The 26,016-nt window shown below is 71.3% G+C and carries 21 protein-coding genes; 18 read left to right on the forward strand and 3 right to left on the reverse strand.

Annotation, left to right across the window (positions count from 1 at the left end; genetic code table 11):
- Positions 1 to 63 precede the first annotated feature (63 nt).
- From IPQ09_00670 to IPQ09_00695, 6 genes are all read left to right on the forward strand, one after another.
- Positions 64 to 1,221 carry an acyl-CoA dehydrogenase family protein gene (locus tag IPQ09_00670; protein ID MBL0192732.1) on the forward strand — a complete coding sequence of 386 codons (1,158 nt, stop codon included), beginning with the start codon at positions 64 to 66 and terminating at the stop codon, positions 1,219 to 1,221.
- 115 nt (positions 1,222 to 1,336) lie between these two features.
- The gene (locus IPQ09_00675; GenBank protein ID MBL0192733.1) at positions 1,337 to 1,960 is read left to right on the forward strand and encodes a hypothetical protein; all 624 of its coding nucleotides are present in this window, start codon (positions 1,337 to 1,339) and stop codon (positions 1,958 to 1,960) included.
- A gap of 51 nt (positions 1,961 to 2,011) precedes the next feature.
- Complete coding sequence (locus tag IPQ09_00680) at positions 2,012 to 3,163, forward strand: acyl-CoA dehydrogenase family protein (GenBank protein MBL0192734.1); 1,152 nt, start codon at positions 2,012 to 2,014, stop codon at positions 3,161 to 3,163.
- Positions 3,164 to 3,246: 83 nt separating this feature from the next.
- Complete coding sequence (gene apaG / locus IPQ09_00685) at positions 3,247 to 3,630, forward strand: Co2+/Mg2+ efflux protein ApaG (GenBank protein ID MBL0192735.1); 384 nt, start codon at positions 3,247 to 3,249, stop codon at positions 3,628 to 3,630.
- Between the two features lie 49 nt (positions 3,631 to 3,679).
- Entirely contained in the window at positions 3,680 to 4,015 is a 336-nt protein-coding gene (gene cyaY / locus IPQ09_00690; GenBank protein MBL0192736.1) for an iron donor protein CyaY, read from the forward strand.
- Between the two features lie 267 nt (positions 4,016 to 4,282).
- Positions 4,283 to 4,579 carry an RNA-binding protein gene (locus tag IPQ09_00695; protein ID MBL0192737.1) on the forward strand — a complete coding sequence of 99 codons (297 nt, stop codon included), beginning with the start codon at positions 4,283 to 4,285 and terminating at the stop codon, positions 4,577 to 4,579.
- A gap of 137 nt (positions 4,580 to 4,716) precedes the next feature.
- Here the strand turns inward: IPQ09_00695 and IPQ09_00700 are convergent, their stop codons facing one another.
- Entirely contained in the window at positions 4,717 to 9,978 is a 5,262-nt protein-coding gene (locus IPQ09_00700; protein ID MBL0192738.1) for a hypothetical protein, read from the reverse strand.
- Positions 9,979 to 10,113: 135 nt separating this feature from the next.
- On the opposite strand from IPQ09_00700, the gene IPQ09_00705 reads away from it, so the two are divergent.
- From IPQ09_00705 to IPQ09_00740, 8 genes are all read left to right on the forward strand, one after another.
- Positions 10,114 to 10,827, forward strand: a complete 714-nt coding sequence (locus tag IPQ09_00705; protein ID MBL0192739.1) for a MerR family DNA-binding protein — start codon at positions 10,114 to 10,116, stop codon at positions 10,825 to 10,827.
- A 36-nt stretch (positions 10,828 to 10,863) separates the two neighbouring features.
- Positions 10,864 to 12,081: an IscS subfamily cysteine desulfurase gene (locus IPQ09_00710; protein ID MBL0192740.1), complete on the forward strand. Its 1,218-nt coding sequence runs from the start codon at positions 10,864 to 10,866 to the stop codon at positions 12,079 to 12,081.
- Between the two features lie 61 nt (positions 12,082 to 12,142).
- Positions 12,143 to 12,544, forward strand: coding sequence for a Fe-S cluster assembly scaffold IscU (gene iscU, locus IPQ09_00715; protein ID MBL0192741.1), 402 nt, complete (start codon positions 12,143 to 12,145; stop codon positions 12,542 to 12,544).
- 28 nt (positions 12,545 to 12,572) lie between these two features.
- Entirely contained in the window at positions 12,573 to 13,037 is a 465-nt protein-coding gene (locus IPQ09_00720; protein ID MBL0192742.1) for an iron-sulfur cluster assembly accessory protein, read from the forward strand.
- 1 nt (position 13,038) lies between these two features.
- Positions 13,039 to 13,599: a Fe-S protein assembly co-chaperone HscB gene (gene hscB, locus IPQ09_00725; protein MBL0192743.1), complete on the forward strand. Its 561-nt coding sequence runs from the start codon at positions 13,039 to 13,041 to the stop codon at positions 13,597 to 13,599.
- Positions 13,589 to 15,499: a Fe-S protein assembly chaperone HscA gene (hscA, locus tag IPQ09_00730; protein ID MBL0192744.1), complete on the forward strand. Its 1,911-nt coding sequence runs from the start codon at positions 13,589 to 13,591 to the stop codon at positions 15,497 to 15,499. The genes hscB and hscA overlap by 11 nt, the downstream gene beginning before the upstream one ends.
- A gap of 98 nt (positions 15,500 to 15,597) precedes the next feature.
- A complete protein-coding gene (locus tag IPQ09_00735; protein MBL0192745.1) occupies positions 15,598 to 15,960 on the forward strand; it encodes a 2Fe-2S iron-sulfur cluster binding domain-containing protein in 363 nt (120 codons plus the stop codon).
- Between the two features lie 64 nt (positions 15,961 to 16,024).
- Positions 16,025 to 16,801: a DUF1275 domain-containing protein gene (locus tag IPQ09_00740; GenBank protein ID MBL0192746.1), complete on the forward strand. Its 777-nt coding sequence runs from the start codon at positions 16,025 to 16,027 to the stop codon at positions 16,799 to 16,801.
- Positions 16,802 to 16,855: 54 nt separating this feature from the next.
- On the opposite strand, the gene IPQ09_00745 is transcribed toward IPQ09_00740, so the two are convergent.
- Positions 16,856 to 17,179, reverse strand: coding sequence for a hypothetical protein (locus IPQ09_00745; protein MBL0192747.1), 324 nt, complete (start codon positions 17,177 to 17,179; stop codon positions 16,856 to 16,858).
- Positions 17,180 to 17,422: 243 nt separating this feature from the next.
- On the opposite strand from IPQ09_00745, the gene IPQ09_00750 reads away from it, so the two are divergent.
- The 4 genes from IPQ09_00750 (at position 17,423) to IPQ09_00765 (ending at position 25,374) form a co-directional block, all read left to right on the forward strand.
- A complete protein-coding gene (locus IPQ09_00750) occupies positions 17,423 to 19,876 on the forward strand; it encodes a DUF1588 domain-containing protein (protein MBL0192748.1) in 2,454 nt (817 codons plus the stop codon).
- Between the two features lie 11 nt (positions 19,877 to 19,887).
- A complete protein-coding gene (locus IPQ09_00755) occupies positions 19,888 to 21,285 on the forward strand; it encodes a DUF1501 domain-containing protein (protein ID MBL0192749.1) in 1,398 nt (465 codons plus the stop codon).
- An 873-nt stretch (positions 21,286 to 22,158) separates the two neighbouring features.
- Positions 22,159 to 22,749 (forward strand): hypothetical protein, encoded by a 591-nt coding sequence (locus IPQ09_00760; GenBank protein MBL0192750.1) that lies wholly within the window; start codon positions 22,159 to 22,161, stop codon positions 22,747 to 22,749.
- 171 nt (positions 22,750 to 22,920) lie between these two features.
- Positions 22,921 to 25,374: an FAD-dependent oxidoreductase gene (locus IPQ09_00765; GenBank protein MBL0192751.1), complete on the forward strand. Its 2,454-nt coding sequence runs from the start codon at positions 22,921 to 22,923 to the stop codon at positions 25,372 to 25,374.
- Positions 25,375 to 25,654: 280 nt separating this feature from the next.
- Here the strand turns inward: IPQ09_00765 and IPQ09_00770 are convergent, their stop codons facing one another.
- Positions 25,655 to 25,933: a hypothetical protein gene (locus IPQ09_00770; protein MBL0192752.1), complete on the reverse strand. Its 279-nt coding sequence runs from the start codon at positions 25,931 to 25,933 to the stop codon at positions 25,655 to 25,657.
- Positions 25,934 to 26,016: the final 83 nt, after the last annotated feature.

Genomic DNA, 26,016 nt, shown 5'->3' on the forward strand with positions numbered 1-26,016 from the left:
CGCCTGCCTCGCGCGCCTCCACCGGCGCGGCCAGGGGGCCCCCCGACTCTGGAGCGCACGAACATGAATTTCGAGCTGACCGAAGAGCAGAAGATGATCCGCGACACCGCGCGGGACTTCGCGGCGCGCGAGATCGCGCCGAAGGCCTCCGAGATCGACAAGGCCTCGCGCTGGCCGGACGAGATCGTGAAGCGTCTGGCCGAGCTCGGCTTCCTCGGAATGATGGTCCCGGAAGAGCACGGCGGCGGCGGCCTCGACGCGCTGTCGTACGTCCTCGCGATGGAAGAGATCAGCGCCGCCTGCGCCTCCTCGGGCGTCATCATGAGCGTGAACAACTCGCTCTTCTGCGATCCGGTCACGAAGTTCGGAACGCCTGAGCAGAAGGCCGAGGTCCTCGGGCCGGTCGCGCGGGGCGAAAAGCTCGGCTGCTTCGGGCTCACCGAGCCCATGAGCGGCTCCGACGCGCACACCATGCTCACCTTCGCCGAGCGCCAGGGTGACTCGTGGGTCATCAATGGCGCGAAGAACTGGATCACGAACGGCCCGCAGGCCGACTACATCGTGCTGTTCGCGGTGACCGACCGCGGCGATCCGAACGCCGCCAAGCCGAAGGTGCGGCACACCGCGTTCCTCATCCCCGCGGGGACGCCCGGCTTCACGAAGAACGCGCGCGACCACAAGCTGGGCATCCACGGGGCGCACTCGTGCACCGTGTTCTTCGAGAACTGCCGCGTCCCGCACACCGCCGTGCTCGGCCCCGTGGGCGACGGCTTCAAGGTGGCGATGGCCACGCTCGACGGCGGCCGCATCGGCATCGCCGCGCAGGCGCTCGGCATCGCGCGCGCGGCCCTCGACGTGGCGACCGCCTACGCCCAGGAGCGCAAGTCGTTCGGCGTCCCGATCGCGCAGCACCAGGCGATTCAGTTCATGCTCGCGGACATGGCGACCGAGCTGGACGCAGCCCGGCTCCTCACCTGGCGCGCGGCCAGCCTGAAGGACAAGGGTGTCCGCCACAGCATGGAGAGCGCGCAGGCGAAGCTCTACGCGAGCGAGGTCGCGACGCGCGTCGCGCACAAATCGCTGCAGATTCACGGCGGCTACGGCTACTCCACCGAGTTCTCCCCCGAGCGCCACTACCGCGACGCGCGCATCACGGAAATCTACGAGGGCACGAGCGAGATCCAGCGCATCGTGATCGCGGCGAAGGTGCTCGCGTCGTGAGCGTACGCGTCGACGCGCGGCGCGGGGCGGGGCGGCGGGCGCGGCCCTCGCGCTCTCGATGGCGCTCGCGGCCTGCGGTGGAGAGCCCCCCGCGAAGGAGCCGGAGGGGGCGCGCATGCCCACGCCCAACCGGGCCGCCCCACCGCTCCCGCAGGTCTCGCAGGAGCTCGGGCAGATCGACCCGGCGCTGACCGACCGCGCGTTCGAGCGCGTGAAGCCGAAGCTGCTCGCTTGCCAGACCCAGGGGCAGAAGCGCCTCGACTACCTGGCGGGTGACGCCAAGTTCTTCGCGCGAATCGACGCCACCGGCAAGGTCCGCTGGATCTACCTGGAGGAGTCGACCCTCGGCGATCGCGACACCGAGCGCTGCGTGCTCGACGTCCTCACGGGGGCGCCCTGGCCCGCGCCGGTAGGGGGCGAGGCGGAGGTCCAGAAGGGCTTCGGCTTCGACCTCCACGACGCGCGGGAGCCCTCGGCGTGGGGGCCCGAGAAGGCGGCCGTCGGCGCGAAGGCCCTCGCCGACGCGGTGAAGCAGTGCCGCGACGGCAAGAGCGGCCCGCCCTTCCAGGTGACGGTCTACGTCGAGCCGGACGGCAGCCACGGCAAGGTCGCCAGCGTAGGGGTCGCGGGCCCCACGAAGGAGGCCGCCGCACAGATCGACTGCGTGGCGGCGGCGGCGCGCGCCATGCGCTTCCCGAGCCCCGGAAGCTACGCGGCGAAGGTCACCTTCTCACTGTAATTTCACGATTCGTTTCCACATGTTGCGCGCATTCGCGCGCCGGGAGCCATCATGGACCTCGAGCTGACCGAGACCCAAGAGCACGTGCGCCTCGCCGCCCGCGACTTCGCGACGAGGGCGATCGCCCCGAAGGCCCGCGAAATCGACGAGAAGGAGCGCTTCCCCGAGGAGCTCATCCGCGGCCTTGGGGAGCTCGGCCTGCTCGCGGTGAACGTGCCCGACGACGTGGGCGGGTCGGGCGCGGGCGTGGTCTCGTACGGGCTCGCGATGCAGGAGATCGCCGCCGCCTGCGCGTCCACGGCCGTGACCATGGCCGTCACGAACATGGTGGGGGAGGTGATCTCCGCGTTCGGCACCCCCGAGCAGCGGCAGGCCTACTGCCCGAAGCTCGCGAGCGCCGAGTACCTCGCGGGCGCCTTCGCCCTCAGCGAGGCCGGCGCGGGCAGCGATCCGGGCGCGATGCGCACCGTGGCGCGCGACGACGGCGACTCGTGGGTCATCGACGGCGACAAGCAGTGGATCTCGAGCGGATCGTACGCGGGCGTCTTCGTGGTGTGGGCGCGGACGGGCGACACCGCCACCCTCCCCGGCACGAGGGGCGTCTCGTGCTTCCTGGTCGAGGGCGGCACCCCGGGCCTGAGGATCGGGCGCGCCGAACAGAAGATGGGGCTCCGCGGGTCGAACACCGCGGCGCTCGAGCTCGAGGCCTGCCGCGTGCCCAAGTCGGCGCTGCTCGGCAAGCTCAACGGGGGCTTCAAGGTCGCGATGATGGCGCTCGACGGCGGCCGCATCGGCATTTCGTGCCAGGCCCTCGGCATCGCCCGCGCGGCGCTCGAGGAGTCGGTCCGCTACGCGCGTGATCGGCGGGCGTTCGACCGATCGATCGGCGAGTTTCAGGCCATTCAGTGGAAGCTCGCCGACATGAAGACCGAGCTCGACGCGGCGCACCTGCTCGCGATGCGCGCGGCGTGGCTGAAAGAGGAGGGGAGGCCCTTCTCTCGGGAGGCGAGCATGGCCAAGCTCTTCGCGAGCGAGGCGGCGAACCGCATCGTGAATCACGCCGTACAAATCCACGGCGGCTACGGCTACATCCGCGAGTTCGCGGCCGAGCGTCATCTCCGCGACGCCCGCGTCACGACGATCTACGAAGGCACGAGCGAGGTCCAGCGCCTCGTGATCGCGCGGAGCGTCTTGTCGCCCTGAGCCATCGAGCTCTGCCGCTTGCGCGGCGGGCCACGCTCCTTCTCTTGAAGTCTCGCCCACAAAGTGGCACTTCTGCTCTCCTCGTGTCGAACGCCATCACCCAAGGCATCCGCGTCTCCGTCTCCACTCAGTACGTGCCGGAGCAGTCGTCGCCGAAGGCGCACCGCTACGTGTTCGCGTACACCATCCGCATCGCGAACGAAGGGCCCGAGCCGGCGCAGCTGCGCAGCCGGCACTGGGTCATCACCGATTCGAATGGCAAGGTCGAGGAGGTCCGCGGCCCAGGGGTCGTGGGCCAGCAACCCACGCTGCGTCAGGGCGAGCAGTTCGAGTACACGAGCGGCTGCGTGCTGGCCACGCCGCGCGGCGAGATGCGCGGCACCTACCAGATGCACCGCGCCGACGGCTCGCGGTTCGACGCGGCCATCGCGCCGTTTGCGCTCGCCTTGCCCCACTCGCTGAACTGAGTCGCCAGCCGACTCGCGCGGCTGCCCCCACCCTGCCGCGAGGCCCCTCATGAGCGAAGCCCCCATGGACGAGACCATTTACTACCGCCACGCCGAGGCCGCCTTCCGCCGCGTGGAGGCCGCGCTCGAAGGCTTCGACGCCGACGAGGTGGACTTCGATCGCGCCGGCGACGTGCTCCGCGTGACGTTCCGTGACGGCGGAAAGTGTGTGCTCAACACCCAGCGACCCACGCGTCAGCTCTGGCTCGCCGCCGACGCGCACGCGTGGCACTTCTCGCTCGACGACGGGGGCGCGTGGCGCGACGACCACGGAGGCGACCTCGACCTCTTCGCGCGAATCTCGGAGATCGTCAGCCGGCACGTGGATCGCCCCGCGTCGGTCTGAAGCGCCCGTAGCGCGAACGGACGCAACGCACCCTAGCGACATCGCTTGCATATCCTCCGTTTCGGACTACCTTGCGGGCACTCACTCACGTTTCTCCGCTACGACGACGACGCTCTCTCGCTTCACCCTGGGATCGCGGACCTCGCTGCAAACGGCAACGACGCGAGGGAACGGAACAACGCTTCCGTACCCGACCTTCCGATCTCCACGGCTGATTGGATGGCAGGTTTTTCAAGACCGGGCCGTTAATTGAATCGAGATTCACACATGGGCAATCGTCTCTACGTCGGCAACCTCTCCTTCAACTCCAACCAAGACTCCGTCCGCGCGGCTTTCTCCACGTTCGGCGAGATCACCGACGTGCACGTCGTCTCCGATCGCGAGACCGGTCAGTCGCGCGGCTTCGGCTTCGTGACGATGGGCACCTCCGAGGCGGCCCAGAAGGCCATCCGCGAGATGAACGGCGCGCTCCTCGACGGCCGCGCGCTCAAGGTCAACGAGGCCGAGGAGCGTCAGAACCGCGGCGGTGGCGGTCGCGGCGGCGGCGGCGGCGGTCGCTGGTAGGCGGCGGACCGCCCTGCCCGCGTCGCGGCGCAGGTCTGGTCAGCATGAAGGCCCAGCCCCGCGAGGGTTGGGCCTCTCTTTTTTTCTGCGGACCTCCAGGCCACGCGTGGCTCCGACCCCGGGGGGAGTGAGGTCCGCTATCCCTCGCCGCCGCTGTCGCCGACGTTGACGCCGATGGCCTGACGCAGGTCCGCGTACAGCTCGCCGGTAGCGAAGAGGTAAAGCGCCCCGAGCTTTTCGCGCGCGGCGCCGGCGTTCGACGCCGACTCGATGGCGCGGCTCGCGGTGGCGACGTCCTGGGACAGCAGCAGCCCGACGCGCAGCGTGGCCTGCTCGGCGGCGCGGCTCCACCGTGGGACATCGAGCCGCGCGCCCTCGGCGCGGGCGATCTCGACGGCTCGAGCGACGCTCTCGCGTTCGTCGGCGGACATCAGCGAGAGCAGCAGGCGGTCCTGCTTCGTCGAACCGCCGTCCGAGCCACGCTCGCCCATCGCCACGCGCACGGCCGTGGCGAGGAGCTTCGTCAGCTCCGTGGGTGCCCGGAAGAGCGCCGCGGGGGCCAGCTCGGGGCGCTGTTTGGCGAGCGCCGCGCCCACGAAGTAGGGCAGGAGCGCCTCCCGGCCAACGACACCGTCGACGTCGACGGCGATCGCTCCGAACGGCGTGCTCGACGACGCGAACGGCGAGCCGTCCGGCGTCGGCCCCACGAGCAGCTCGGGATTGCCAACGGCGAGAATTTCGGCGCCATCGTGGAACATCGTGCGGATGACGTCGGCGTTCCGGAGGTGAGTCCGTGACAGCCGCGTGCCGAAGGCGCGGACCCGCTCTTCATCGCTCATCTGCGCCTCGAGGAGGCGGCACATGGCGGGCGTCATCCACGCGAAGACGCTCGTGAGCAGCGGATCGAGGTCCTCGGGGAAGAGGTGCGAGGTCCACGCCTCCTCGAGCAGACTGCCAGGCACGTCGCCGAGGCCGCAGGGCGGGTAGTCGTCGATGAACTGCTGCTCTTCGGCGGACGGGACGCGAAACTCCGCGAGCACCTGCGCGGTCGCGAGCGCGCGATCGAACCTGCGCTGCCGCAGGTACACGCCGTACAGCAGCTCGTAGCACCGCGCGTCATGCGGATCGCGCTGGAGCTCCTGGCGGAGCGCGGCGCAGGCCAGGTCGAGCTCGTCGCGAGCGACGAGGTCCTCGACGGCGGCGAGGTCCGCCGGAGAGAGCGGCGCAGACGCCCCCTGGACGTCGTTGTCATCGCGATCGTGATCCTGATCGTGATCCTGATCGTGACCGTGATCGTGATCGTGATCGTGATCGTGATCGTGATCGTGATCGTGACCGTGATCGTGATCGTGATCGTGACCGTGATCGCGGTCGTGATCGTGGTCGGGATAGGCGTGCGCGGGCGGCGCGGGCGCGTCGGAGCGCATTCGCGCGAGCTCGTGGTCGAGCGAAGCGCGCAGCTCGTGGTCGCCGCTCGCGTCCGCGCGGTGGCGCATGCGGCGATAGGCTGCCTCGAGCGCCGCAGGATCACCCAGCTCGCTCAAGGCCGCGACGAGCGCGTGGAAGGCGTCGTCGCGCGAGCTGTCCGCGTCGAGCGCCGCCTCGTAGAGATCACTCGCACGCGCGCGATCGCCGAGCTGCCCGAGCGCGACCTCCGCAGCCGCGATGAGGGAGCGAGCCTGCCCCTGAGCGCTGTCACGTCGGTGCGCCGCGCCCTCCAGCGCGGTCACGAGGCCCCCCCAGTCGTGGTCTGCGCCGTAGGCCCAGTAGCCAGTCTTGAGGAGCCAGTCGTCGTCGTCGCGGAGCGCAAGCGCCTCCGCGACGACGGCCTTGGTGGCGGGCAGATCGCAGAGCTGATGAGCGTAGAGCTCGATGGTCGCCACGAGCGCGGCGTAGCGCGCGTCGGGCTCCAACGTAGCGCGCGCCCCCCGGAGGCGCATGGCCGCGGCTCGCTCCAGATCGCCGAGCGCCACGAGCGATTCGGCCACCGCGGCGAAGAGGCCCGCGCCGACCTCGGGCACCGGTCGCTGGCCCGTCGCGCCCTCGGAGGGGTCGTCCTCCACGTCGACGAGCATCGCGCGATCGGCGAGCTCGACGACGCGGGCGTGGTCCCCGGCGGACGCGAGGCGCATGGCGAGCGCCGCGACGACGTCGACGTCGAGCTCGGGGGCGCGCGCGGCGACCCGCGAGAACGCGGCCGCCGCGTGGGGATCGTCGGCAGGCTCGGGCGCCCCCTCTCGAACGAGGACGTCGGCGAGGCGTTCCACGGGCTCGAGCTCGGAGGGCTGGGTCTCGACGGCGGCCAGAGTGGCGGCCATCGCCTTGCTCAAGTCGCCGATACCCATGGCGATTTTCGCCTTGATGAGCAGCCTGGCGAACAGCGCGGAGGCGTCACGATCGCGGGCGGCGGCGGTGACGAGAAGCTCGCACGCGGGCTCGGCCTCCGCGAAGCGGCCGGCGGCAACGAGCGAGCTCAACACGGCGACGGCGGCGCCCTCGTTCGAGGGATCGGCCTTCAGCGCCGCCTCGTACGCGCGGTCGGCGTCGTCCGCCTCACCGAGCGCGCCGAGGCGCGCGCCGAGCTGGAGCAGGAGCTGCCCCTTCGTCCGCTGGGACTCCGTGGCGTCGATGCGGCCTCGGAGCGCGAGCAGCGCGCCTCGCTCGTCGCCGACCTCTCGCGCGACGCGCTCGATCCCCTCCCACCCGCCCGCACAGCCAGGGTCGGCCTGCGTCGCCTGCTCGAAGAACCGACGCGCCTCGAGGGGGTCGTCGCACGCGAGCGCGACGGCCAGGAGCTGCTCCGCCCTCTTCCCGGGCTCATGCGCGAGCGCTGCGAGCCGAACGCGGTACCCGCGGGCGACCGCCTGTTCCTGCATGCGCTCGGCGAGCATCGCGCCCTGGGCGAGGATAGCCTCGTTCGTCGGCGCGAGCCGGGCCGCGCGCGCGAGCAACTCCGCCGCCCGCACCTGATCGCCGAGGCGCGTCTCGCTCACCTCGGCTGCGTACGCGAACGCTTCGGCGCGTGCGTCGTCGTCGGCGACGACCTCGGGCGCGACGGCGCGCGCGCAGACGGCCTCCACGAGCCCGGACCAATCGCGGAGGCCCAAGTAGCAGCGCTCGAGCGCCTGCCGCGCCTCGGCGTGGCCCGGCGCCCGCTCGAGCAGCGCGCACAGCGCCGTCACGGCCTCCTCGCGCTTGAGGAGGCGCGACTCGAGGAGGTCGGCGAGACGGAAGTAGGCCTCGACCCGCTCCTGCTCCGGACCGTGAGTGACGATCTGTTCGAGCGCCCAGCGCGCGTCTGCGTCCTGGTCGAAGCGGGCGGCGATCCGCTCGAACGCGCGGAGCACGACGGGGCTCGTGGGATCGAGATCAAGCGCCGCCTCGACGTGGAGCTGGGCGTCCGCGTGGAGGGCCTGCGCGTCCGCCAGCGCGAGGTGGAGCGCGACCCTCTCTCTCTCCAGATGCGGCGCCGCGGCGCGCTCGAGCGCCCGCTCGGCGAGCTCCGAGAACGAGGCGATGTCCCCGGCGGCCCAAGCCGCGAGCGCGCGGCGACGGAGCGCGACAGGGTGCGAAGCGGAGAGCCGTTGGAGCTCCTGGGCGTACGGCTCCGCGTCGGAGGGGCGCCCGATCGGACCGTCCAGCCAGCGCACGAGATCCGCGAGGAGCGGTACCCTCGCGGTCCCCTGCGCGCGCTCGAGCTCCTGCCCGCAGACCCGCGCGAGCAGCTCCCATCCGCCGAGCCTCGACGCGGAACGCTCAATCGCCAAGAGGACGGAGGGTTCGTCGGGCGCGACTCGGTAGGCGTCGGCGAGCGCGTCGAGTGCCTGCGCTGGCTCGGCGAGGCCGACCTCCAGCGCCGAGGCGAGCCTCGCGAGGAGGCGCGCGCGGGCCTCGTCGCCCGGAGCGCGGTCGACGCGCGCGAGCAGCAGATCGCAGAGGTCGTCCCAGCGCCCGGCCTCACGGAGCGCGCGCTCTTCGCCGTCTTCGCCGAGCTCCCACTCCTGGGGCACCCGCACGGCCGCGAGGTCGTTCCGTGCGTGGGTGAGCTCGCTCGGGGGAGGCTCGTCGACATGGGCGGGCCACGCGGAGTCAGCGTGACGCGCGGTCGCCGCTCGGCGCTGAGGGTCGACATCGGAGTCGCCGGCGAGCGGCTCGGGCGCCGAGTGGGGCGTGGCCCGCACGAAGGTCGCCCCCGACAGCTCCAGGTCCGCGTCGGTGGCGTCGGAGAACGACGGGAGCCGGCGCGCACCGGCGCGATCGGTCGACACGCCCGCAGAACCCGACGAGCTGGGCGCGGGCCCACGGACCAGCGACCCCAGCGACCGCTGCGGATCGGTGGCGAGGTCCTCGGCGTAGCCGAAATCCTGCTTCGACGAGATCACGGGCGCGTGCCTCGAGGCCTCCGGAGGCTCCATGTGCGACGCGCGCGCCTCCAGCGCCGCCTGCGACAGCAGCTCGACGTCGGCCGAGTCGGGCTCGAACAGCTCGAAGTCGCCCGTCCCGAGCGGGATGTCGTGCTCGGCCATCATCACCGCGTTGGAGCGCGCGATCAGCGTCGCCTCGACCGGCTCCCCGTGCTCCCCGCTCGCCTCGAGGATCGCGTCGTCGGGGAGCTCCTCGATGGCTGGCATCGGCTCGAACGCGATGCGGCCGTCGCGGTCGCGCGGCAGCATGTGGGGCACGATGGTGTTCGGCTCGCCGTCGGCGCCCACGGCCCACGCTGGAGCCAGCTTCGGTGGGAGCGTCGGCTCCTCGAGGCTCGCGGGGCTCGAAGCGCTCGCGAAGCTCGAGGGCCTCACCTCTCGGCGCTCGGCGAGCCACTCGTCGGATCCGTCGACCCACGGCTCCGCCGCCGAGCGCCACGAGGCGGGGCCTCGCGATTCCGCGTCGTCGGGATCGCGCGGGGGAGCCTCCGTGCGCCCCAGATCGGTGGCCGGCGCGCTCGACTCGACGCCGTCGCCGGTGTCGGCCTCGGGCCGCGCTTCGTCGAGGAGCGCAGAGCGGCTCCACAGGGCGGCCGCGTCGAGCAGCGGCCCGTCGACCTTCGCTGTGACCGCCGCGGTCCGGTGGCCTGCGGGCGGCGGGGGCCGGGCCGGGGCCACCCGCGCGCGGGGCTGGGCGCGGAGGTCGGCGGAGGTGCGCTCTTCGTCGAGGAACGGGTACGCCTCGGGCCCTACGGCCCGGGTAACGGGGGCCGCCGAGTCGGGCGCGCGCGGGCCCTCACCGCTCTCGGCGATCTCCTCGTCCAGCGTCGCGGCGCGGCCGATGTGCGTCGGAGACGGCGGCGCGTCGGAGATGGGCGCACGGGTGTCCTCCGAGACAGCATCCGACGCCCCCCGACGGCGCAGTGCCTCGATGTCAATCTGCGCCGTGGCTTCGTCGTCGCTCGGAGGTCCCAATCGTTCCAACAGGATACCACGGGCGCGTGGCCGAGCACACGAGCGCGCGACATAACCCTCACCCTTACGTAAGGGCGCTTGACGGCCGGCGTCTCCCGGCTTAAAGAACCAATACCCTTACGTGAGGGTTTCGTCATGAACCAGCGCAACGTTCACCTTCCGCTCCTCCAAGAGCCGTCCGAGACCTGGCCCCGAGCCGAGGCCGACGAGAGAAATCTGCTGCAAGTAGGCGACCTTGCGCGGCTCTGCGGGAAGACCGTGCGCGCCATTCATCTCTACGAGGAGCTCGGCCTGCTGACTCCCGCGGCCCGCTCCCGCGGGCGGTACCGCCTCTACGCGAGCACGTCGCTCGTGCGTGTGCGCTGGATCGGCAAGCTCCAGGACATGGGCTTCAGCCTGACCGACATCCAGTCGCTCGTCCGCGACTGGGACGATCAGCGCTCCGCGACGAGCGCGATGGCGAAGATGCGCGAGCTCTACGCGCGTCAGCTCGCGGAGACCCGCGCGCACATCGTGCGCCTGCAGGCCCTCGAGCGCGAGATCGTGAGCAGCATCGACTACCTCGACACCTGCGACGTCTGCGATCCGGAGCGCCTCGTCGCCTCCTGCACGTCGTGCGAGCACCACGCGGTGGGCACGCGCGTGCCCGAGCTGGTGTCGGGCTACAGCGTCGCGCTCCCCGCCGCGCCCGCGTCGTCGGCGGCGGCGCCATCCTCGCCCGCCCACGTCGCCTCCCTCGACGACGCACCGCCGGCCCCATCGCGGCCTCGCGCCGCGCGCGGGAAGCGCGACGCCCCCGCCCGCGACGCCCCCCCCGTCCGCCCCGTCGACCCCGCAGAGACCCCCTAGCCCCCTTAGCCCCGTCCCCGAGAGCGCGCCATGGCCCTGACCTTCCCCATTTTCATGGACTACCACTCGACGACGCCGGTGGACCGGCGCGTCCTCGACGCCATGCTGCCGTACTTCACAGAGAAGTTCGGCAACGCCGCGAGCCGTAACCACGCGTTCGGCTGGGTAGCGGAGGAGGCGGTCGACCAGGCCCGCGAGCGCGTCGCCGCGCTCATCGGCGCGCAGAGCGAGAAGGAGATCGTGCTCACGTCCGGCGCCACCGAGAGCAACAACCTCGCGCTGAAGGGCGTGGCTGAGTTCTACAAAGACAAGGGCAACCACATCATCACCACGGTGATCGAGCACAAGGCCGTGCTCGACACCTGCCGCCACCTCGAGGGCGAGGGATTCGAGGTGACCTACCTCCCCGTGCAGCGCGATGGCCGAGTGTCGCTCGAGGCGCTCGAGCGCGCGATCACCGACAGGACCATCCTCGTGTCGGTGATGCTCGCCAACAACGAGATCGGCACGGTGCAGCCCCTCGCCGAGATCGGAAAGCTCACTCGCTCTCGCGGCGTGCTGCTCCACACCGACGCGGTGCAGGGCGTCGGCAAGGTGCCCTTCGACGTGCAGGCCATGAACGTCGACCTGGCGTCCATCACGGCGCACAAGATGTACGGCCCGAAGGGGATCGGGGCGCTCTACGTGCGACGTCAGCGGCCGCGCGTGCGCGTCGCCGCCCAGATGGACGGCGGCGGCCACGAGCGCGGCATGCGCTCCGGCACGCTCAACGTCCCGGGCATCGTGGGCCTCGGCCGGGCGGCCGAGATCATGAAGGAAGAGGGCGCGGCCGAGAGCGCGCGCATCGGCGCCCTGCGCGACCGCCTCCAGGCGCGCCTCATGAAGGAGCTCGACGAGGTCTACCTGAACGGCTCGGCCGAGCACCGCCTGCCCGGCAACCTGAACCTCTCGTTTGCGTTCGTCGAGGGCGAGGCCATGATGATGGCCATCAAGGACGTCGCGGTCAGCTCCGGCTCCGCGTGCACCTCCGCGAGCCTCGAGCCGAGCTACGTGCTCCGCGCGCTAGGCGTGGGCGACGAGCTCGCGCACTCGAGCATTCGCTTCGGCCTCGGCCGCCACACCACCGAGGAAGAGGTCGACTACGTAGCCGAGCTCGTCATCAAGAAGGTGCGGCACCTCCGCGACATGTCGCCGCTCTACGAGATGCACAAAGACGGCGTCGACCTCTCCAAGGTGGAGTGGGCCCACCACTGAGCCGCCCCACGACGGACCTCCCGAAGCGCCCCGCGCAGTAAAGCAGCAGACAGGTAAGACCATGGCCTACAGCGAAAAAGTCATCGAACATACCGAGAACCCGAAGAACGTGGGCACGCTCGACAAGAGCGATCCGAGCGTGGGCACCGGCCTCGTCGGGGCGCCCGCCTGCGGCGACGTGATGCGCCTGCAGATCAAGGTGGGCGACGGCGGCGTCATCGAAGACGCGAAGTTCAAGACGTTCGGCTGCGGCTCGGCGATCGCGTCGTCGTCGCTCGCCACCGAGTGGCTCCGCGGCAAGACCATCGAGCAGGCGGAGACCATCAAGAACTCTGACATCGTCCAGGAGCTCGACCTGCCCCCCGTCAAGATACATTGCTCCGTGCTCGCGGAGGACGCCATCAAGAGCGCGATCGCCGACTACCGTCAGAAGCAGGCCGCGCGAGCGTCGAGCAAGGGCTGAGACAGCGCACCGAAGACCCGAGGCACCCATGCACAGCTCTCCAGAGGCCACCTCCTCCCCCGCGTCGCCCAAGGCGGCGACGGCAGCCACTGCAGCGCCGCAGGACGCGAAGACGTCCGAGCCCGCCCCGACCTCGGGCGCGGCGGCGGCCTCCATCTCGGTGAGCCCACGCGCGGTCGAGGCCATCAAGAAGCAGCTCCATAAGCGCGGCGTGCCCGACACCGCCCTCCGCGTCGGCATCCGCGGGGGCGGCTGCTCGGGCTTCTCGTACGTCATCGAGTTCCACGACGGCCCTCCGCGCGCCCGCGACCGCGTCTACGACTACGTGGCCGCAGACGGCACGCCGGTCCGCGTAGTGGTCGACCCGAAGAGCCTCGTCTACTTGAACGGCTCGGTGCTCGAGTGGGAGAGCAAGCTCCTCCAGCAGGGGTTCAAGTTCATCAACCCACAAGAAAAGGCGAGCTGCGGCTGCGGCCACAGCTTCCAGGTGTGACATGGGCGTGTCCTCCCGCTCTGTCTCCCCCTCACGAGAGGAGAGCCCGTTCGCGCTCCTCGGCCTCGAGCCCGCCTTCGACCTGGACGTCACAGCGCTCGAGCGCACTCACCGAGAGCTCTCGCGAGCCCTCCACCCGGACCGCTACGTCGGCGCCCCCCCGGGCGAACGGCGCCAGGCCCTCGATCGCGCGGTGCTCGTGAACCAGGCGTTCCGCGTGGTGCGCGACCCGCTGAGCCGCGCCGAGGCGCTCTTCGCGCTGCGCGGCGTGCCGCTCGGCGACGGCCACGAGCCGAAGCCGAGCCAAGCGTTCCTGATGGACGTGCTCGAGTGGCGCGAGGAGCTCGGTGACGCCAAGGCTGGGCGCGACGCCGCGCGCGTGGCCGCGCTGGGCGCCGTCGCGCGAGAGGGCACCGCGCGCGTGCTCCGAGCGCTCGCGAGCGCCTTCGAGGCCGACGCGGACCTCCACTCAGGGGTCGCGCTGCTCGGCGAGCTCCGCTTTTTTCGACGCTTCGCCGACGAAGTCTCCGCCGCAGAGGACGACCTGCTCGATGCTCCTTGAAATCTTCGATCCCAAGGCCCCGGCGCGCGCCGTCGGCATCGATCTCGGCACCACCAACTCGCTCGTCGCCTACGTGCGTGACGGTGCGCCCACCACCATCGAGGACTGCCACGGCTCCATGCTCACGCCGAGCGTCGTCCACTACGATGCGCGCGGCCACGCGGTGGTCGGGAAGGCCGCGCAGGCCCTCGCGGCGGAGAGCCCTCGCGAGACCATCGTCAGCGTGAAGCGCTTCATGGGCCGCGGCGGCGACGACCCGGAGACACGTCGCCTCGGGCCCTACCGCTTCCTCCCGCCGGAGCGCGGCGGACCCAACGTGGTGCGCTTCGACGTGCGGGGCCGCGCGGTCACCCCTGTAGAGGTCTCGGCCGAGATCCTGCGCGCGCTCCGCGAGCTCGCGGAGGACGAGCTTCGCACCGTCGGTCCCTGCGTGATCACCGTTCCCGCCTACTTCGACGACGCCCAGCGCCAGGCCACCAAAGACGCCGCGCGGCTCGCCGGCCTCGAGGTGCTCCGGCTCCTGAACGAGCCCACCGCCGCGGCGCTCGCCTATGGGCTCGAGCAGCGAACAAACGGCCTCTTCGTGGTCTACGACCTCGGCGGCGGCACCTTCGACGTCACCGTTCTGCTCCTCGAGGACGGCGTGTTCCAGGTCAAGGCGACCGGCGGCGACAGCGCCCTCGGCGGCGACGACATGGACCGCCTGGTGGCCGAGGAGCTGCTCGCCCAGATGGGGGTCCAAGCGGGCTCTCCCGAGCGCACCCCCGCGCTCGTCCGCGCGACGCTCGACCTCGCGCGGCAGGTCAAGCACGCCCTCACCGACGCGGCCACGGTCACCGTGGAGAGGCCGCGTGGAGAGGGGTCGCTCACCCTCGCACGCGAGGTGCTGGAGCGGCTCGTCGCGCCGCTTCTCGCGCGCACGGGGGCGTCGTGCAGGCGCGCCCTGAAGGACGCCGGCGTCGCGGCGAGCGATCTCGACGGGGTCATCCTCGTCGGCGGCACCACGCGCGTCCCCGCGGTGCGCGCGTACGTCGAGGAGCTCTTCGGCAAGGTTCCGCTCGCGGGCATCGATCCCGAGGGGGTCGTGGCGATGGGCGCCGCCGTCCAGGCCGAGCTGCTCACCAACGCCTCGCGCGACGGCGAGGTGCTCCTGCTCGACGTCGTGCCGCTCTCGCTCGGCATCGAGGTGGGCGGAGGTGTGGTCGACAAGATCCTCCCTCGAAACACCACGATCCCCACGGGTGCGCGCGCGACCTACACCACCCAGGAAGACAACCAGACCGGCTTCGCGCTCCACGTCGTTCAGGGTGAGCGCGAGCTCGTCGCCGACTGCCGCAGCCTCGCCCGCTTCACGCTGAAGGGCATCCCGCCCATGCCCGCCGGCATCGCGCGGCTCGACATCACCTTCAAGGTCGACGCCGACGGCCTGCTGACCGTGCACGCCCGCGAGACCACGACGGGGATCGAGCAGCGCGTCACGGTCAAGCCCACCTACGGTCTGGACGACGAGACCGTCGAGCGCATGCTGATCGACGCCCTCGACCACGGCGAAGACGATCTGCGCCGGCGGCGCGTGCTCGAGGGGCGGGTCGAGGCCGAGCGCGTGCTCCGCGCCACCGAGCAGGCCCTGGTGGTCGACGCGGCGCTCCTCGTCCCAGGCGAGGCCGAGACCATCCGCCGAGCCATCGCCGCGCTGAAGGAAGCCGCCGCGGGCGACGACCCCGGACGCACGCGCACGCGGCTCGACGATCTGGATCACGCGACCAAGGAGCTCGCGGGGAGGCGCATGGACCAGGCCGTGGCGCGCGCCCTCGCGGGGCAGCGCCTCGACGCCGTGGAAGACGGCGTGAAGCACGCGAAGGGCGTCGAGAACGCCCACACCGAGCGACCGCTCGACTAGACCGATTCACCCCCGCGGCGGCGGAGCCCGCCCGAGCCAAGACAAGCCCGCGCCCGCGTCCCGCGAAGCGCGCGCCCCCGCCCTCCATGGAGAGCCCCATGCCCATCGTAGCGTTCAAAGAGTTCGGGGAGATCGAAGTGCCCCTCGGCACCAGCCTGCTCCAGGCCGCGCAGAAGCTCGACGCGCCGGAGGGCTACGCGTGCGGCGGCGTGTGCGCGTGCTCCACGTGCCACGTGTACGTGCTGTCCGGAGCGTCGCTCCTCTCGACGGCGGAGGACGAGGAGGAGGACATCCTCGACAAGGCCTTCGACGTGCGCGCCACGTCGCGGCTCGGGTGCCAGGCGAAGGTCGCCCGCGACGGCCGCGTCGAGGTGGAGATCACCCGCGAGAGCCTGCAGGCGTACGAGAACGAGCACCCCGAGACGCGGGGGAAATACACGAAAAACAACACGAAACGGTGAGCTCGGCCGCGGGGCCACGACGACGCTGCGCTCGGCGCGCACAGATGCTATCGGGGACCGAGCGATGTTTCGCCACCACGGCTTCGGCCGGACCGAGCGCCAGAACCGCAGCCTCGCCGCGTACCTCGCCGCGGTGGGTGGCTTCGTGAACTCGGCCGGGTTCGTGCTCATCGGATCCTTCACGTCGCACGTCACGGGCAACGTCGGCCGCCTGGCCAACGACCTCGCCACCAAGGAGGTGGGCGCCGCGGCGACCGCGGTCACGATGATCGTCGCCTTCTTCGTGGGCGCCTTCCTCGCGGCGATGGCGGTGGAGACCAGCGTCTTCGGGCGCCTGGGGAACGCGTACGCCGTGGTCCTCCTGTGGGAGGCGGGGCTCTTTCTGCTCTTCCTCGGCACGTCTACGCTCACCCCCGAGGCGCACCCGCGGCTCAAAGACATGGAGGCCGCGCTGCTGTGCGCGGCCATGGGCATGCAGAACAGCCTCGTCAGCCGCATCTCCGGCGCGGTCGTCCGAACGACGCACCTCACGGGCGTGGTCACAGACCTCGGCGTGGAGTCGGCCCGCTGGTTCCGCTGGTGGCGCGACACCGTCGGGGAGGCCCTCCACGTGCCGCTGGCGCTCGGGAAGAAGCACACCGCGAGGCCCCCGCACGAGAAGCTCGCGCTGCTCCTCACCATCGTGGTCGCGTTCTCGGGAGGCGGCGCGCTGGGCGCGATCCTCGCGGTCCGCTTCGCGCACGCGGCGCTGTTCGTACCGACCCTCGCCGTCGTGGTCTGCGCGGCCTACGCCTTCGCTACCGGGCGATCTGCGCATCACGGCGTCGATCCGCCGGCGTGAGGACGACGCCGCCTCTCCGCGCCCGTTTCTGGGGGCGTCCCCGAGCCGCTGCGCTCACCCCGTGGGCGCGTCCGCCGGGCCCGTGTCGGCGGGCGGCGGAGCGGTGTCGGGCGCGACGGTGTCGGGCGCGGCGTCCTTCGGCGGCGGCGGCGGCGTCACCGGCGCGCTTCCGTCCGTGCGGGGGACCACCCCCGGAGGGAGCGGGTTCTGCGAGGGGGCGGACACGGGCTGGTACGACGGCGCGGGGGTGAGCCCGCCTCCCTCGGCCTCGGGATCGGAGCTGCAGCCGAAGGCGAAGGCCGCGGCCGCGGCGACGTACGCCGTCGCAGCGACGACCGTGACGATCCGACGTTCCGACCTAGACCTGCGCGCGACCATGCCGACAGCGTACCAGGTCCGGCGCCCCCGCGGTAGGACGGCACGACACGGCGCCCAGCCCGACCGTGCGCAGCCCGCACCGCGGGGCGCTCCTTGGCGCTCCTTGGCGCTCCTTGGCGCCCCCTGCCGACTGTGTGGGCGACCGGGGACGACCTAAGGCGCGCTCGCACCTCGACGCGCGGATCACCGCGAGGTCACTTGACCTTTTGCCACATGCATCGTTGAACTATGTGCATGGACAACGTGCAGAGACGCCCCCGCTCCACGAGCCGGTTCTCACGGCCGCGCGCGAGCGCCCTCACCCTCTTCGGCGCCGCGCTCGCGGCCACGGTGCTCGGGTCGAGCACGGGCTGCGGCAGCAGCGAGGAAGACTCGGGCGCCGCGTGCGTGAGCACCCGCGAGTACTTCACCACGCAGGTGTTCGGGAAGGCAATGGTCAGCTGCGCGGGCTGCCACACCCCGGGCGGGCTCGCCGACCAGGCGGGCGCCAAGTTCAAGATGTACCGCGAGACCTACCCCGACTTCGTCAGCGCGAACCTGAACGCGCTGCGCGAGTTCTCGGAGGTGGAGGTGCGCGACACCCCGCTCATCCTGCTGAAGCCGCTCGGCGAGCGCGGCCACGGCGGCGGCGCGGTGCTCTCGAAGGAGTCCGAGGAGTACAAAATCCTGAGCAACTTCGTGGCCGAGCTCCGCGCCGGCACGGACCGCCAGTGCGAAGGCGCGGACCGGCTCCAGGTCCTGAACCTCTCGCTCCGCGAGACCGCGCGCAAGGCGTCGATCCAGCTCGCCGGCCGCGTCCCCACCGACCAGGAGCTCGAAGAGGCGACCTCCGAGGCCGGCTTCGACGCGTTCATCGTGAAGCTCACCCGCGAGGAGCTCTTCTACGACCTCCTGCGCGAGACCTGGAACGACGCGCTCCTCACCGACCGCGGCCTCGACGCGGGCGTCGGCGCCAACTTCGACAACGCCCCCGAGCTCTACAACGACAGGGCCCCGGGCTACACCCCGGAGAACCGCGCGCTCGCGACCCTCGCGGTCAGCGAAGAGCCGATGCGCTTCATCGACTTCGTCGTTCGCAACGATCTGCCGTTCTCCGACGTGGTCGCGGGCAACTACGTCGTCGCCAACCCCTACACCGCCCGCCTCTACGGCCTGCCTCACGACAAGCCCGTCGCCGCGTCCAGCTACCTCGACTGGAAGCGCATCGAGCTGTCGCCGGTGCAGCACTCGGTCACCAACGGAGTGGCGAAGGCGACCGGCGTGCCCGCTTCGGGCATCCTCAGCACCCCAGGCTTCCTGAACCGCTGGGAGACCACCCCGACGAACCGCGGCCGAAAGCGCGCTCGCGTGGTGCTGAAGAACTTCCTGGCGACCGACGTGCTCAAGTTCGCGCAGCGGCCCGTCGACTCCACGGCGCTCACCTCGGTGCAGAACCCCACCAGCAACTCGGCGATGTGCTCGGTGTGCCATCGGGTGATGGACCCCGTGGCCGGCGGCTTTCGCGGCTTCGGCGAGCAGGCGCTCTTCCGCTTCGACCCCGCCGACAAGTGGCACGACGACATGCTGCCGCCGGGCTTCAACGGCGCCCAGACCCCGCCCCAGAACTACGGCAACGCCATCATGTGGCTCGGCGCGCAGATCCCGAAGGACCCGCGCTTCGGCGTCTCGATCGCGCAGGTCATGTACAAGGGCATCGTCGGCGACGAGCCGCTCTCGTTCCCCCAAGACCGCGCCGCGAGCGACTACGCCGATCGCGTGCAGGCGTTCTCGGTGCAGAACGACTTCTTCGTAAAGGTAGGGGCCGAATTCACGGCGTCGAACTTCAACCTCCGCAAGCTCGTCGTGGCCCTCGTGCGCAGCCCGTACTACCGCGCCAAGACGGGGGAGCTCGCGAAGGAGGCGCTCCACGCCGGCCTCGGCCAGGGTCGTCTGCTCACCCCCGAGGCGCTCGGCCGAAAGTACCGCGCCACTACCGGGCTCTACTTCTTCACGGGCGACGCCGCCCGGAAAGACGAGACCCGCGCGCGCGACGGCTACCTGCGCTCCGACCTCTCGAAGGACGCCGAGTGGCGCCTCGTCTACGGCGGCATCGACTCGGCCGACGTCACGCGTCGCACCGACGTGATGAGCCCCATCATGGTCGCCACGAGCCAGTATGCGGGCGCCCTCGTGGCCTGCAAGGCCACCAGCTACGACTTCACCAAGCCCATCGGCGAGCGCCGCCTCTTCCGCTCCGTGGAGCTCAACACGGTGCCCTTCGCGCCGCGGGCCAACGACACCGCGCCGCTCGCGCCCGTGGGCGACTCGGAGCCGAAGATCCGCAAGAACATCCAAGAGCTCTACTGGCGACTGCTCGGCGAGACCGTGGACATCGCCTCTCCCGAGGTGAACCGCGCCTACTCGCTCTTCATCGACGTGTGGAAGGACCTCGAGGAGGCCGACCTCAAGGGCAACGGCAACAACAAGGGTATCGGCAATGGCCGCTGCGCCGCGACGACCGACTGGGACAAGGGCGCGCGCTTCGAGCCCGACGCGAATGGCAACGTCCGCGCGGTCTTCACCGAGCTCCGAGCGCGGCCTGACAAGGCCCCGTACGAGGCCGGCATGCGCCTCGACCGCGACGAGAACTTCACCGTGCGCTCCTGGCAGGCCGTCATGACGTACCTTCTGACCGATTACCGCTTTACGCACGAGTGAGGAGCCGCACCATGCAACGCCGAAATTTCCTGAAGGTTGCGGGACTCGCCGGGCTCTCTCTCATGGGCCCTTGGGGCCCGGGCGGGCGCGCGAGCGCCGATCCTGCCGTGTGGGGCGGTCCGTTCCTGCTGCACATGCACGCGAGCGGCGGCTGGGACCCCACTCTCTTCTGCGACGGAAAGCTCACCGCCGAGGGCTCCACTCCCGAGTACGAGAACCGCCTCGTCACGGCCGTCGAGGTCGTGAACGGCGTGCCCGTGCCCTCGGCCACCGCCACTGGCAAGTACCTGCTCACGTCGGGCGGCGCGGCCCTCGAAGACCCGGTGCACTTCTTCCAGACCATCGGCCGCGACGTGCTCGTGGTGAATGGCATCGACACCCAGACCAACAGCCACGAGACCGGTGTGCAGGGGCTCGGCTGCGGCCACAACGACGTCGAGCTGCCGGCGATCGCCGCGCTGTTCGCCGGCACGGTGGCGCTCGAGCGCAAGGTGCCCATGGCCTTCCTCGCGAGCGGCGCCTACAACCGCACGGGCGACGTGATCGCGCCATCGCGCTTCCCCGGCAACAAGGTCGACCTCCTCACCGACCCGTTCAAGGGCGTGCCGGCGAACGAGAAGGGCCTCCTCACCGACCTCGGCGCCAAGCGTATTCTGGAGTTGCGGGCCCAGCGCATGGCCGAGCTGCAGGGCAAGTCCACGCTGCCCCGTGAGCGGCGCACCCTCGCGGCGCTGGCCGAGTCGACCAAGAGCGGCGACGCCATCAACCTGCTCAAGTCGGTGACCGAGGGGCCCCCGCCCGCCATCGACTCGTTCGTGAACGATCTCGCGCCAGACACGCGAGGCGCGCTCACGGCGGTCACCAACGGCGTCTCCCGGTTCGTCGATCTCGGGCGCCCGCTCGAGACCATGCTCCGCTGCTTCGCCGCCGGGATCTCGATTTCCGCCACGTGGGCGCAGGGCGGCTTCGACACCCACGCGCAGCACGACCAGAACCAGACCTCGGCCCTCGCCTCGTTCGTCGCGCGCATCCGCTACGTGCAGCTCCGCGCCGCGCAGCTCGGCCTGAAGGACAAGCTGTATGTCCTCGTGACCAGCGATTTCGGCCGCACCCCGAAGTACAACACCGGCAACGGCAAGGATCACTGGAACGTCACCTCGGCGCTCCTCATGGGCCCGGGCATCCGCGGTGGCCGCGCCATCGGCAAGACCGACGAGGGCCACAAGGCCCTCAACGTCTCGAAGTCGAACGCCTCCGAGAACGTCCCGGCCTACGAGCCGAACGGCACGCGCATCCACCCTTCTCACGTGCACCGCGAGCTGCGTCGCGTGCTCGGCGTCGAGAAGGCGCCGTTCATCGGTCAGTTCGTGCTGCCGTCCACCCACGGGCCGCTGCCCCTGCTCGCGTAAGGGTCCAGGGAGCTCGGTGCGCGTGCCGGCAGAGGCGCGCCCGCGTCCGTCCGCGCGGGTGTTCCCCGCGCCGCGTGCGCGGGCCAAGGGAGCGCCGCGCGCGCTCGGCGTCTCGCTGCGTCGCGCCCGTCGCCGTGCCCCCGCATGAACGGGCCGCGAGGGTAAGTTTTTGGTTGACGAGGTAGGATAAGCAGCTACATAAGCGCGCACCCAGGAGGGCTTCTCACCATGCGTACCTCGATCTTCGCGCTCGCCGCCGCTTTCTCCGTGTCGATGCTCGCCGCCTGCGCGGCCGACACCTCCATCTCCGAAGACGGCGTCGATGAAGAGATCACCGGCGAGACCGAGGACGCCCTCTCGGTCAATGGCAACTACGGCTTCTACGTCGTGACCCGGCGCGACTTCCGCAAGTGTGTCTCGCCGCTCTGCGGCGGCGTCTTCGTGAAGCGCGCGAACCGACCCCTCACCACGTGCGCCGACGGGACCCGCCAGCCGGAGTGCTACGTCGGCAGCTACGACTTCGCCGCGACCGGCCTCGACTCGGACGAGCAGGCCGACTTCCGCGGCGTCTTCGAGGCGAGCCACGCCGTCGTCCGCGCCACCATGGTGTCGACCCGCTTCAACGGTCAGCGCGTCGGCAAGCTCCGCGTCGCCGAGGCCTGGAAGGGTGCGGCCGAGGCCAGCGTCACCGGCACGTTCTTCCGCGCTGCCGACAACGGCATTCGCTGCATCAAGGCGCCCTGCCCCAGCACGACAGCCTACACGCTCAACTCGAGCGACCAGCACAACGTCATCCGCGTCGGCATCGACTCGGTCGGCGCCGCGCGAGACGAGGTGGCCGCGGCCCGCACCGCGCTGACGACCCGCGAAGGGATCCTCGTCGCCGGTGGCATCGCCGTCCCCCGGTGCCTCCCCACCGCGACGGACTGCGGCCCCTTCCTCACCGCCGAAGACTTCTACCTCCGCGTGAAGCACCAGGCCGGCCCGGCCGCCTGCGGTGGCATCGCGGGCCTCGGCTGCAAGGCGGGCGAGTACTGCTCGTACGCCCCGAGCGCCCAGTGCGGCGCGGCCGATCAGATGGGTACCTGCGCGCGGCGCCCCGACGTGTGCACGAAGGAGTACCGCCCGGTCTGCGGCTGCAACGACCAGACCTACGGCAACGCCTGCATGGCCGCCGCCGCTGGCGTCTCGGTCGTGAGCGAGGGCGCGTGTGTCACGGGCCCCACCCCCGGCGCCTGCGGCGTCCGTGGCGGCGTCCTGTGCAAGGCCGACGAGTTCTGCTCCTTCTCCTTGGCCGCCCAGTGCGGCGCGGCGGATCACCCCGGCGCCTGCGCGAAGCGCCCCGAGGCGTGCATCCAGGTGGTTCAGCCGGTCTGCGGCTGCGACGGCCGCACCTACGGCAACGCGTGCACCGCGGCGAGCGCGGGTGTGTCGGTCGCCAGCGACGGCGCCTGCGCGAAGTGACGCGCGAGGCGCCCGAAGAGGTCGCCTCCCCTTCCCCGGTCCTTCAAGCCCGCTCGGCGCTCGCGTCGCAGCGGGCTTGAAGCGTAGGCGCGGTTGGCAGCGGCGCCCGCCCACGATGAGGCGGGCCCGCTTCGGCCTTGCGTCCCCCGGCGGTGCGGGTATCCGTCGAGCATGACGACCTCGGACGGAAGGCGCGCGCTCGTCGTCGGCGCGGGGATCTTCGGCGTGACCGCGGCCCTCGAGCTCCGCGCGCGCGGCCTCGACGTGACGCTCCTCGATCCCGGGCCCCTGCCCCACCCGCTGGCCGAGTCGACCGACATCAGCAAGGTCATTCGTCTCGACTACGGGGCCGACGACCTCGCCATGGCGCTCATGGAGACCGCGCTCGACGGCTGGCGCCAGTGGAACGCGCGCTGGAACGCCGACGGAGGGAGGTCGCTGTTTCACGAGTGCGGTGTCGCGTTCCTCACGCGAACGCCGATGGCCCTGGGCGCCGTGGCGGCTCCCGACGGCCACCCCCTTGGCGGCTTCGAGGCGGAGAGCTACCAGGCGCTCCTGCGCCGAGGCCACGCGCCTCAGCGCCTCGGCGCGGCCGAGATCCACGCCCGCTACCCCGCGTGGCGAGAGGGCGCCTTCGTCGACGGGTATTTCAACCCCGAGGGCGGCTGGGCCGAGAGCGGCGCGGTGGTCGCCACGCTCGCGCGCGAGGCCGAGTCGCGGGGAGTCCGGCTCTGCCGCGGGCTCACGTGCGCGGGGCTCCTCGAGCGTGGCGCGCGCGTCGCGGGGGTCGTCACACGCGAGGGCGCGACCCTGGAGGCAGACCACGTGGTCGTGGCCGCCGGCACGTGGACCCCGAGGCTCCTCCCACACCTCGGCGGCGCGCTCCGCTCGGTGGGTCAGCCGGTGTTCCACCTCGCGCCGCGCGACCCGTCACCCTTCGGGACGGCGCGATTCCCGGTGTTCGGCGCCGACATCGCCCAGACTGGCTATTATGGATTCCCGGTGCAGCCCAACGGCGTCGTGAAGATAGCGAATCACGGCGTCGGTCGCGACGTCGACCCCGGCGACGTGGCGAGCACGGACTCCGAGCTCGGGCGCCCGAGCGCGTCGTCTCCGCGGCGGAGGTCGAGGCGCTGCGCGCGTTCCTGCGCGACACGTTCCCGGGGCTCGTCGACGCCCCGATCGTGGGCACTCGCCTCTGCGTCTACGGCGACATGTGGGACGAGCAGTTCCTCATCGCGCGCGATCCGGAGCGCGCGGGCCTCACGGTCGCGGCGGGCGGCTCGGGCCACGCGTTCAAGTTCGCGCCCGTGCTCGGCGGCCTCATCGCAGACGCGACGCTCGGCGTCCCTCACCCAGCCCTCGAGCGCTTCGCGTGGCGCCCCCTCAGGGCCGCCGCGCCCGGCGAGGCCGCGCGCCACCACGGATAACCCTGAACGTGCGCGAGCGCGCAGGGTTCGTTCAAGGAGTGCAGTAGTGCCTGGCGCTGTCGGACCCGCGCCTCCCCGCTTGCGGTTCACGGCCCCCCGGGTAGCGTCGATCCGTGACAGCGCAGTCGCCGGAGCGGTTCTCGAGCGCGCACGCCACCTTTCAGCCAGGCGCGTGGCGCGTGTACGGTCTCATTCGGGGCGCGCCGACCGAGGCGAACCACGGCTGGGGCGAGCGCGCGGAGGACGGCAGGCGGGTCAAGGTCTACCGCGCGGATCCGGGCGCTCCGCCGGCGACCACCTCGGCCAACTGGAAGGGCTACACCGAGGTCCTCCACCTCGGCGCCGACGGGCGCCTGACGCTCGTGCGCTTCGACTACGCGAACCGAGAGCTCCCGTCGAGGGTGGTAAACGAGCGGATCACGGGCGACTTCTTCCTCGTGCTCAAGGCGACGTTTCGCGGACCGCGCCTCTACGTGCGGTTTCGCGACGGGGTCCTCACGGAGGACACCGCGGGGTGGCTTCACGAGGAATCCACCCCGGGCACCTTCGAGAGGACGCTGCGCGAAGGCGCCCATCCCGACTTCCCGGACGCCCCGGAACACTGACCCGTTCGCGGCGAGTCGACGTTCGCCGCGCTCAGCCGGGCGACGGTCGCACGACGCGGCGCCTCGGAAAGAGCACGAGCGCGAGGACCGCTGGGATCCAGAGAAAATACGCGTTCATCGCGCCAACCACGCCGAGGGCCGACCCAAGCCCCTCGGCGCTCGCCTCACCGGTGGCCTTCGCGAGGCTCACCGGTCCGGCGACCTCCGCGCGCTCTTCACCCGTGGCGGCGCGTTTCAAGCCCTTCGCCGCCGCCCCCCAGACCCGCACCGGCCCCACGATGCCGGACGCGAGCGCCGACCCGACGCCGATGGAGCGCCGACTCATGGGCGGGGCGACGCCGATCTTGCCGGTCGGGCCCGGCGTGGGCGTCAGGGTCAACTCCCCATTATGCCGCTTCACCACGACGCGCGCCGGCGAGCTGGCCGATTTCGCGACCTCTCCCCTCAGCTGCGGCCAGTCGCGAATGGGGACGTCGTTGACCGACACGATGCGTGTCGTTGTCCTGCACTCCCGCGCTCGGCCGGGCCGCCCGCCACGACCACGACCCGCATGCTCTCCTCGTCCACGACCTGGCTCCCGGCCGCCGTGAGACCGAACGTGATGAAGCAGGCGGCGCAGAGGTAGCAGCCGATCGGGCCCGCGACGGCGAACAAGGCCCGACGCGCCAACGAGACCCCTGCCCAAGCCTCGCGGTGGTCCGCCCCCAAGACGGCCTGGGCGCCCCGCACCCCGGACACGCGCGCGGCGAGATAGCGAAGCCCAAAGAACGCCGCTCCGTTGAGGAGGGCGGCGAGCGCAAGCAAGAAGAGGCCAGTTCCCATGCGGTTCTCCGGCGATCGACCAGGTCGTGTGGCGAGTCCAACGTCGCGCTACAGGGACTCGCACACGAACGATGGACGTAGCTCGTGGGCGCAGCGGATGTCGTTCCAGCCTGCGTACTTCTTCTCGAGGCTCTCTTTCACCTCGGCCGAGCCGCCCGCGCGCACGCCCACCGTGCCGACGTCGGCGGAGAGCTGCTGCTGCTTGCTGCCGCCGAGCTGCGCCCCTTGGGCGCGAACACACGCCACATAGTCCGCCACGTTCTCGCGAACGCACACCCCGTCGAGGAGGGTGCGCCCGGCAGGACACGTGATGGATGTCTGGTTCAAAGCGGGCCCGGCTCCACCGCAAGAAGGGAGCGCGAAGACCGCGAGCGCGACGCCAAGGTGGCCGAGAGGGAGTCGACGGGACA

The sequence above is a fragment of the Myxococcales bacterium genome, from assembly GCA_016720545.1.
Classification (GTDB): domain Bacteria; phylum Myxococcota_A; class Polyangia; order Polyangiales; family Polyangiaceae; genus JAAFHV01.

Excerpts from the sequence above, each read along its gene's own strand:
- IPQ09_00765 (MBL0192751.1), top strand. The coding sequence starts at position 22,921 with ATGACGACCTCGGACGGAAGGCGCGCGCTCGTCGTCGGCGCGGGGATC.
- IPQ09_00695 (MBL0192737.1), top strand. The coding sequence starts at position 4,283 with ATGGGCAATCGTCTCTACGTCGGCAACCTCTCCTTCAACTCCAACCAA.
- IPQ09_00745 (MBL0192747.1), bottom strand. The coding sequence starts at position 17,179 with ATGGTCGCGCGCAGGTCTAGGTCGGAACGTCGGATCGTCACGGTCGTC.
- cyaY (MBL0192736.1), top strand. The coding sequence starts at position 3,680 with ATGAGCGAAGCCCCCATGGACGAGACCATTTACTACCGCCACGCCGAG.
- IPQ09_00680 (MBL0192734.1), top strand. The coding sequence starts at position 2,012 with ATGGACCTCGAGCTGACCGAGACCCAAGAGCACGTGCGCCTCGCCGCC.
- IPQ09_00720 (MBL0192742.1), top strand. The coding sequence starts at position 12,573 with ATGCACAGCTCTCCAGAGGCCACCTCCTCCCCCGCGTCGCCCAAGGCG.
- IPQ09_00670 (MBL0192732.1), top strand. The coding sequence starts at position 64 with ATGAATTTCGAGCTGACCGAAGAGCAGAAGATGATCCGCGACACCGCG.
- IPQ09_00705 (MBL0192739.1), top strand. The coding sequence starts at position 10,114 with ATGAACCAGCGCAACGTTCACCTTCCGCTCCTCCAAGAGCCGTCCGAG.
- iscU (MBL0192741.1), top strand. The coding sequence starts at position 12,143 with ATGGCCTACAGCGAAAAAGTCATCGAACATACCGAGAACCCGAAGAAC.
- IPQ09_00740 (MBL0192746.1), top strand. The coding sequence starts at position 16,025 with ATGTTTCGCCACCACGGCTTCGGCCGGACCGAGCGCCAGAACCGCAGC.
- hscB (MBL0192743.1), top strand. The coding sequence starts at position 13,039 with ATGGGCGTGTCCTCCCGCTCTGTCTCCCCCTCACGAGAGGAGAGCCCG.
- hscA (MBL0192744.1), top strand. The coding sequence starts at position 13,589 with ATGCTCCTTGAAATCTTCGATCCCAAGGCCCCGGCGCGCGCCGTCGGC.
- IPQ09_00755 (MBL0192749.1), top strand. The coding sequence starts at position 19,888 with ATGCAACGCCGAAATTTCCTGAAGGTTGCGGGACTCGCCGGGCTCTCT.
- IPQ09_00675 (MBL0192733.1), top strand. The coding sequence starts at position 1,337 with ATGCCCACGCCCAACCGGGCCGCCCCACCGCTCCCGCAGGTCTCGCAG.
- IPQ09_00735 (MBL0192745.1), top strand. The coding sequence starts at position 15,598 with ATGCCCATCGTAGCGTTCAAAGAGTTCGGGGAGATCGAAGTGCCCCTC.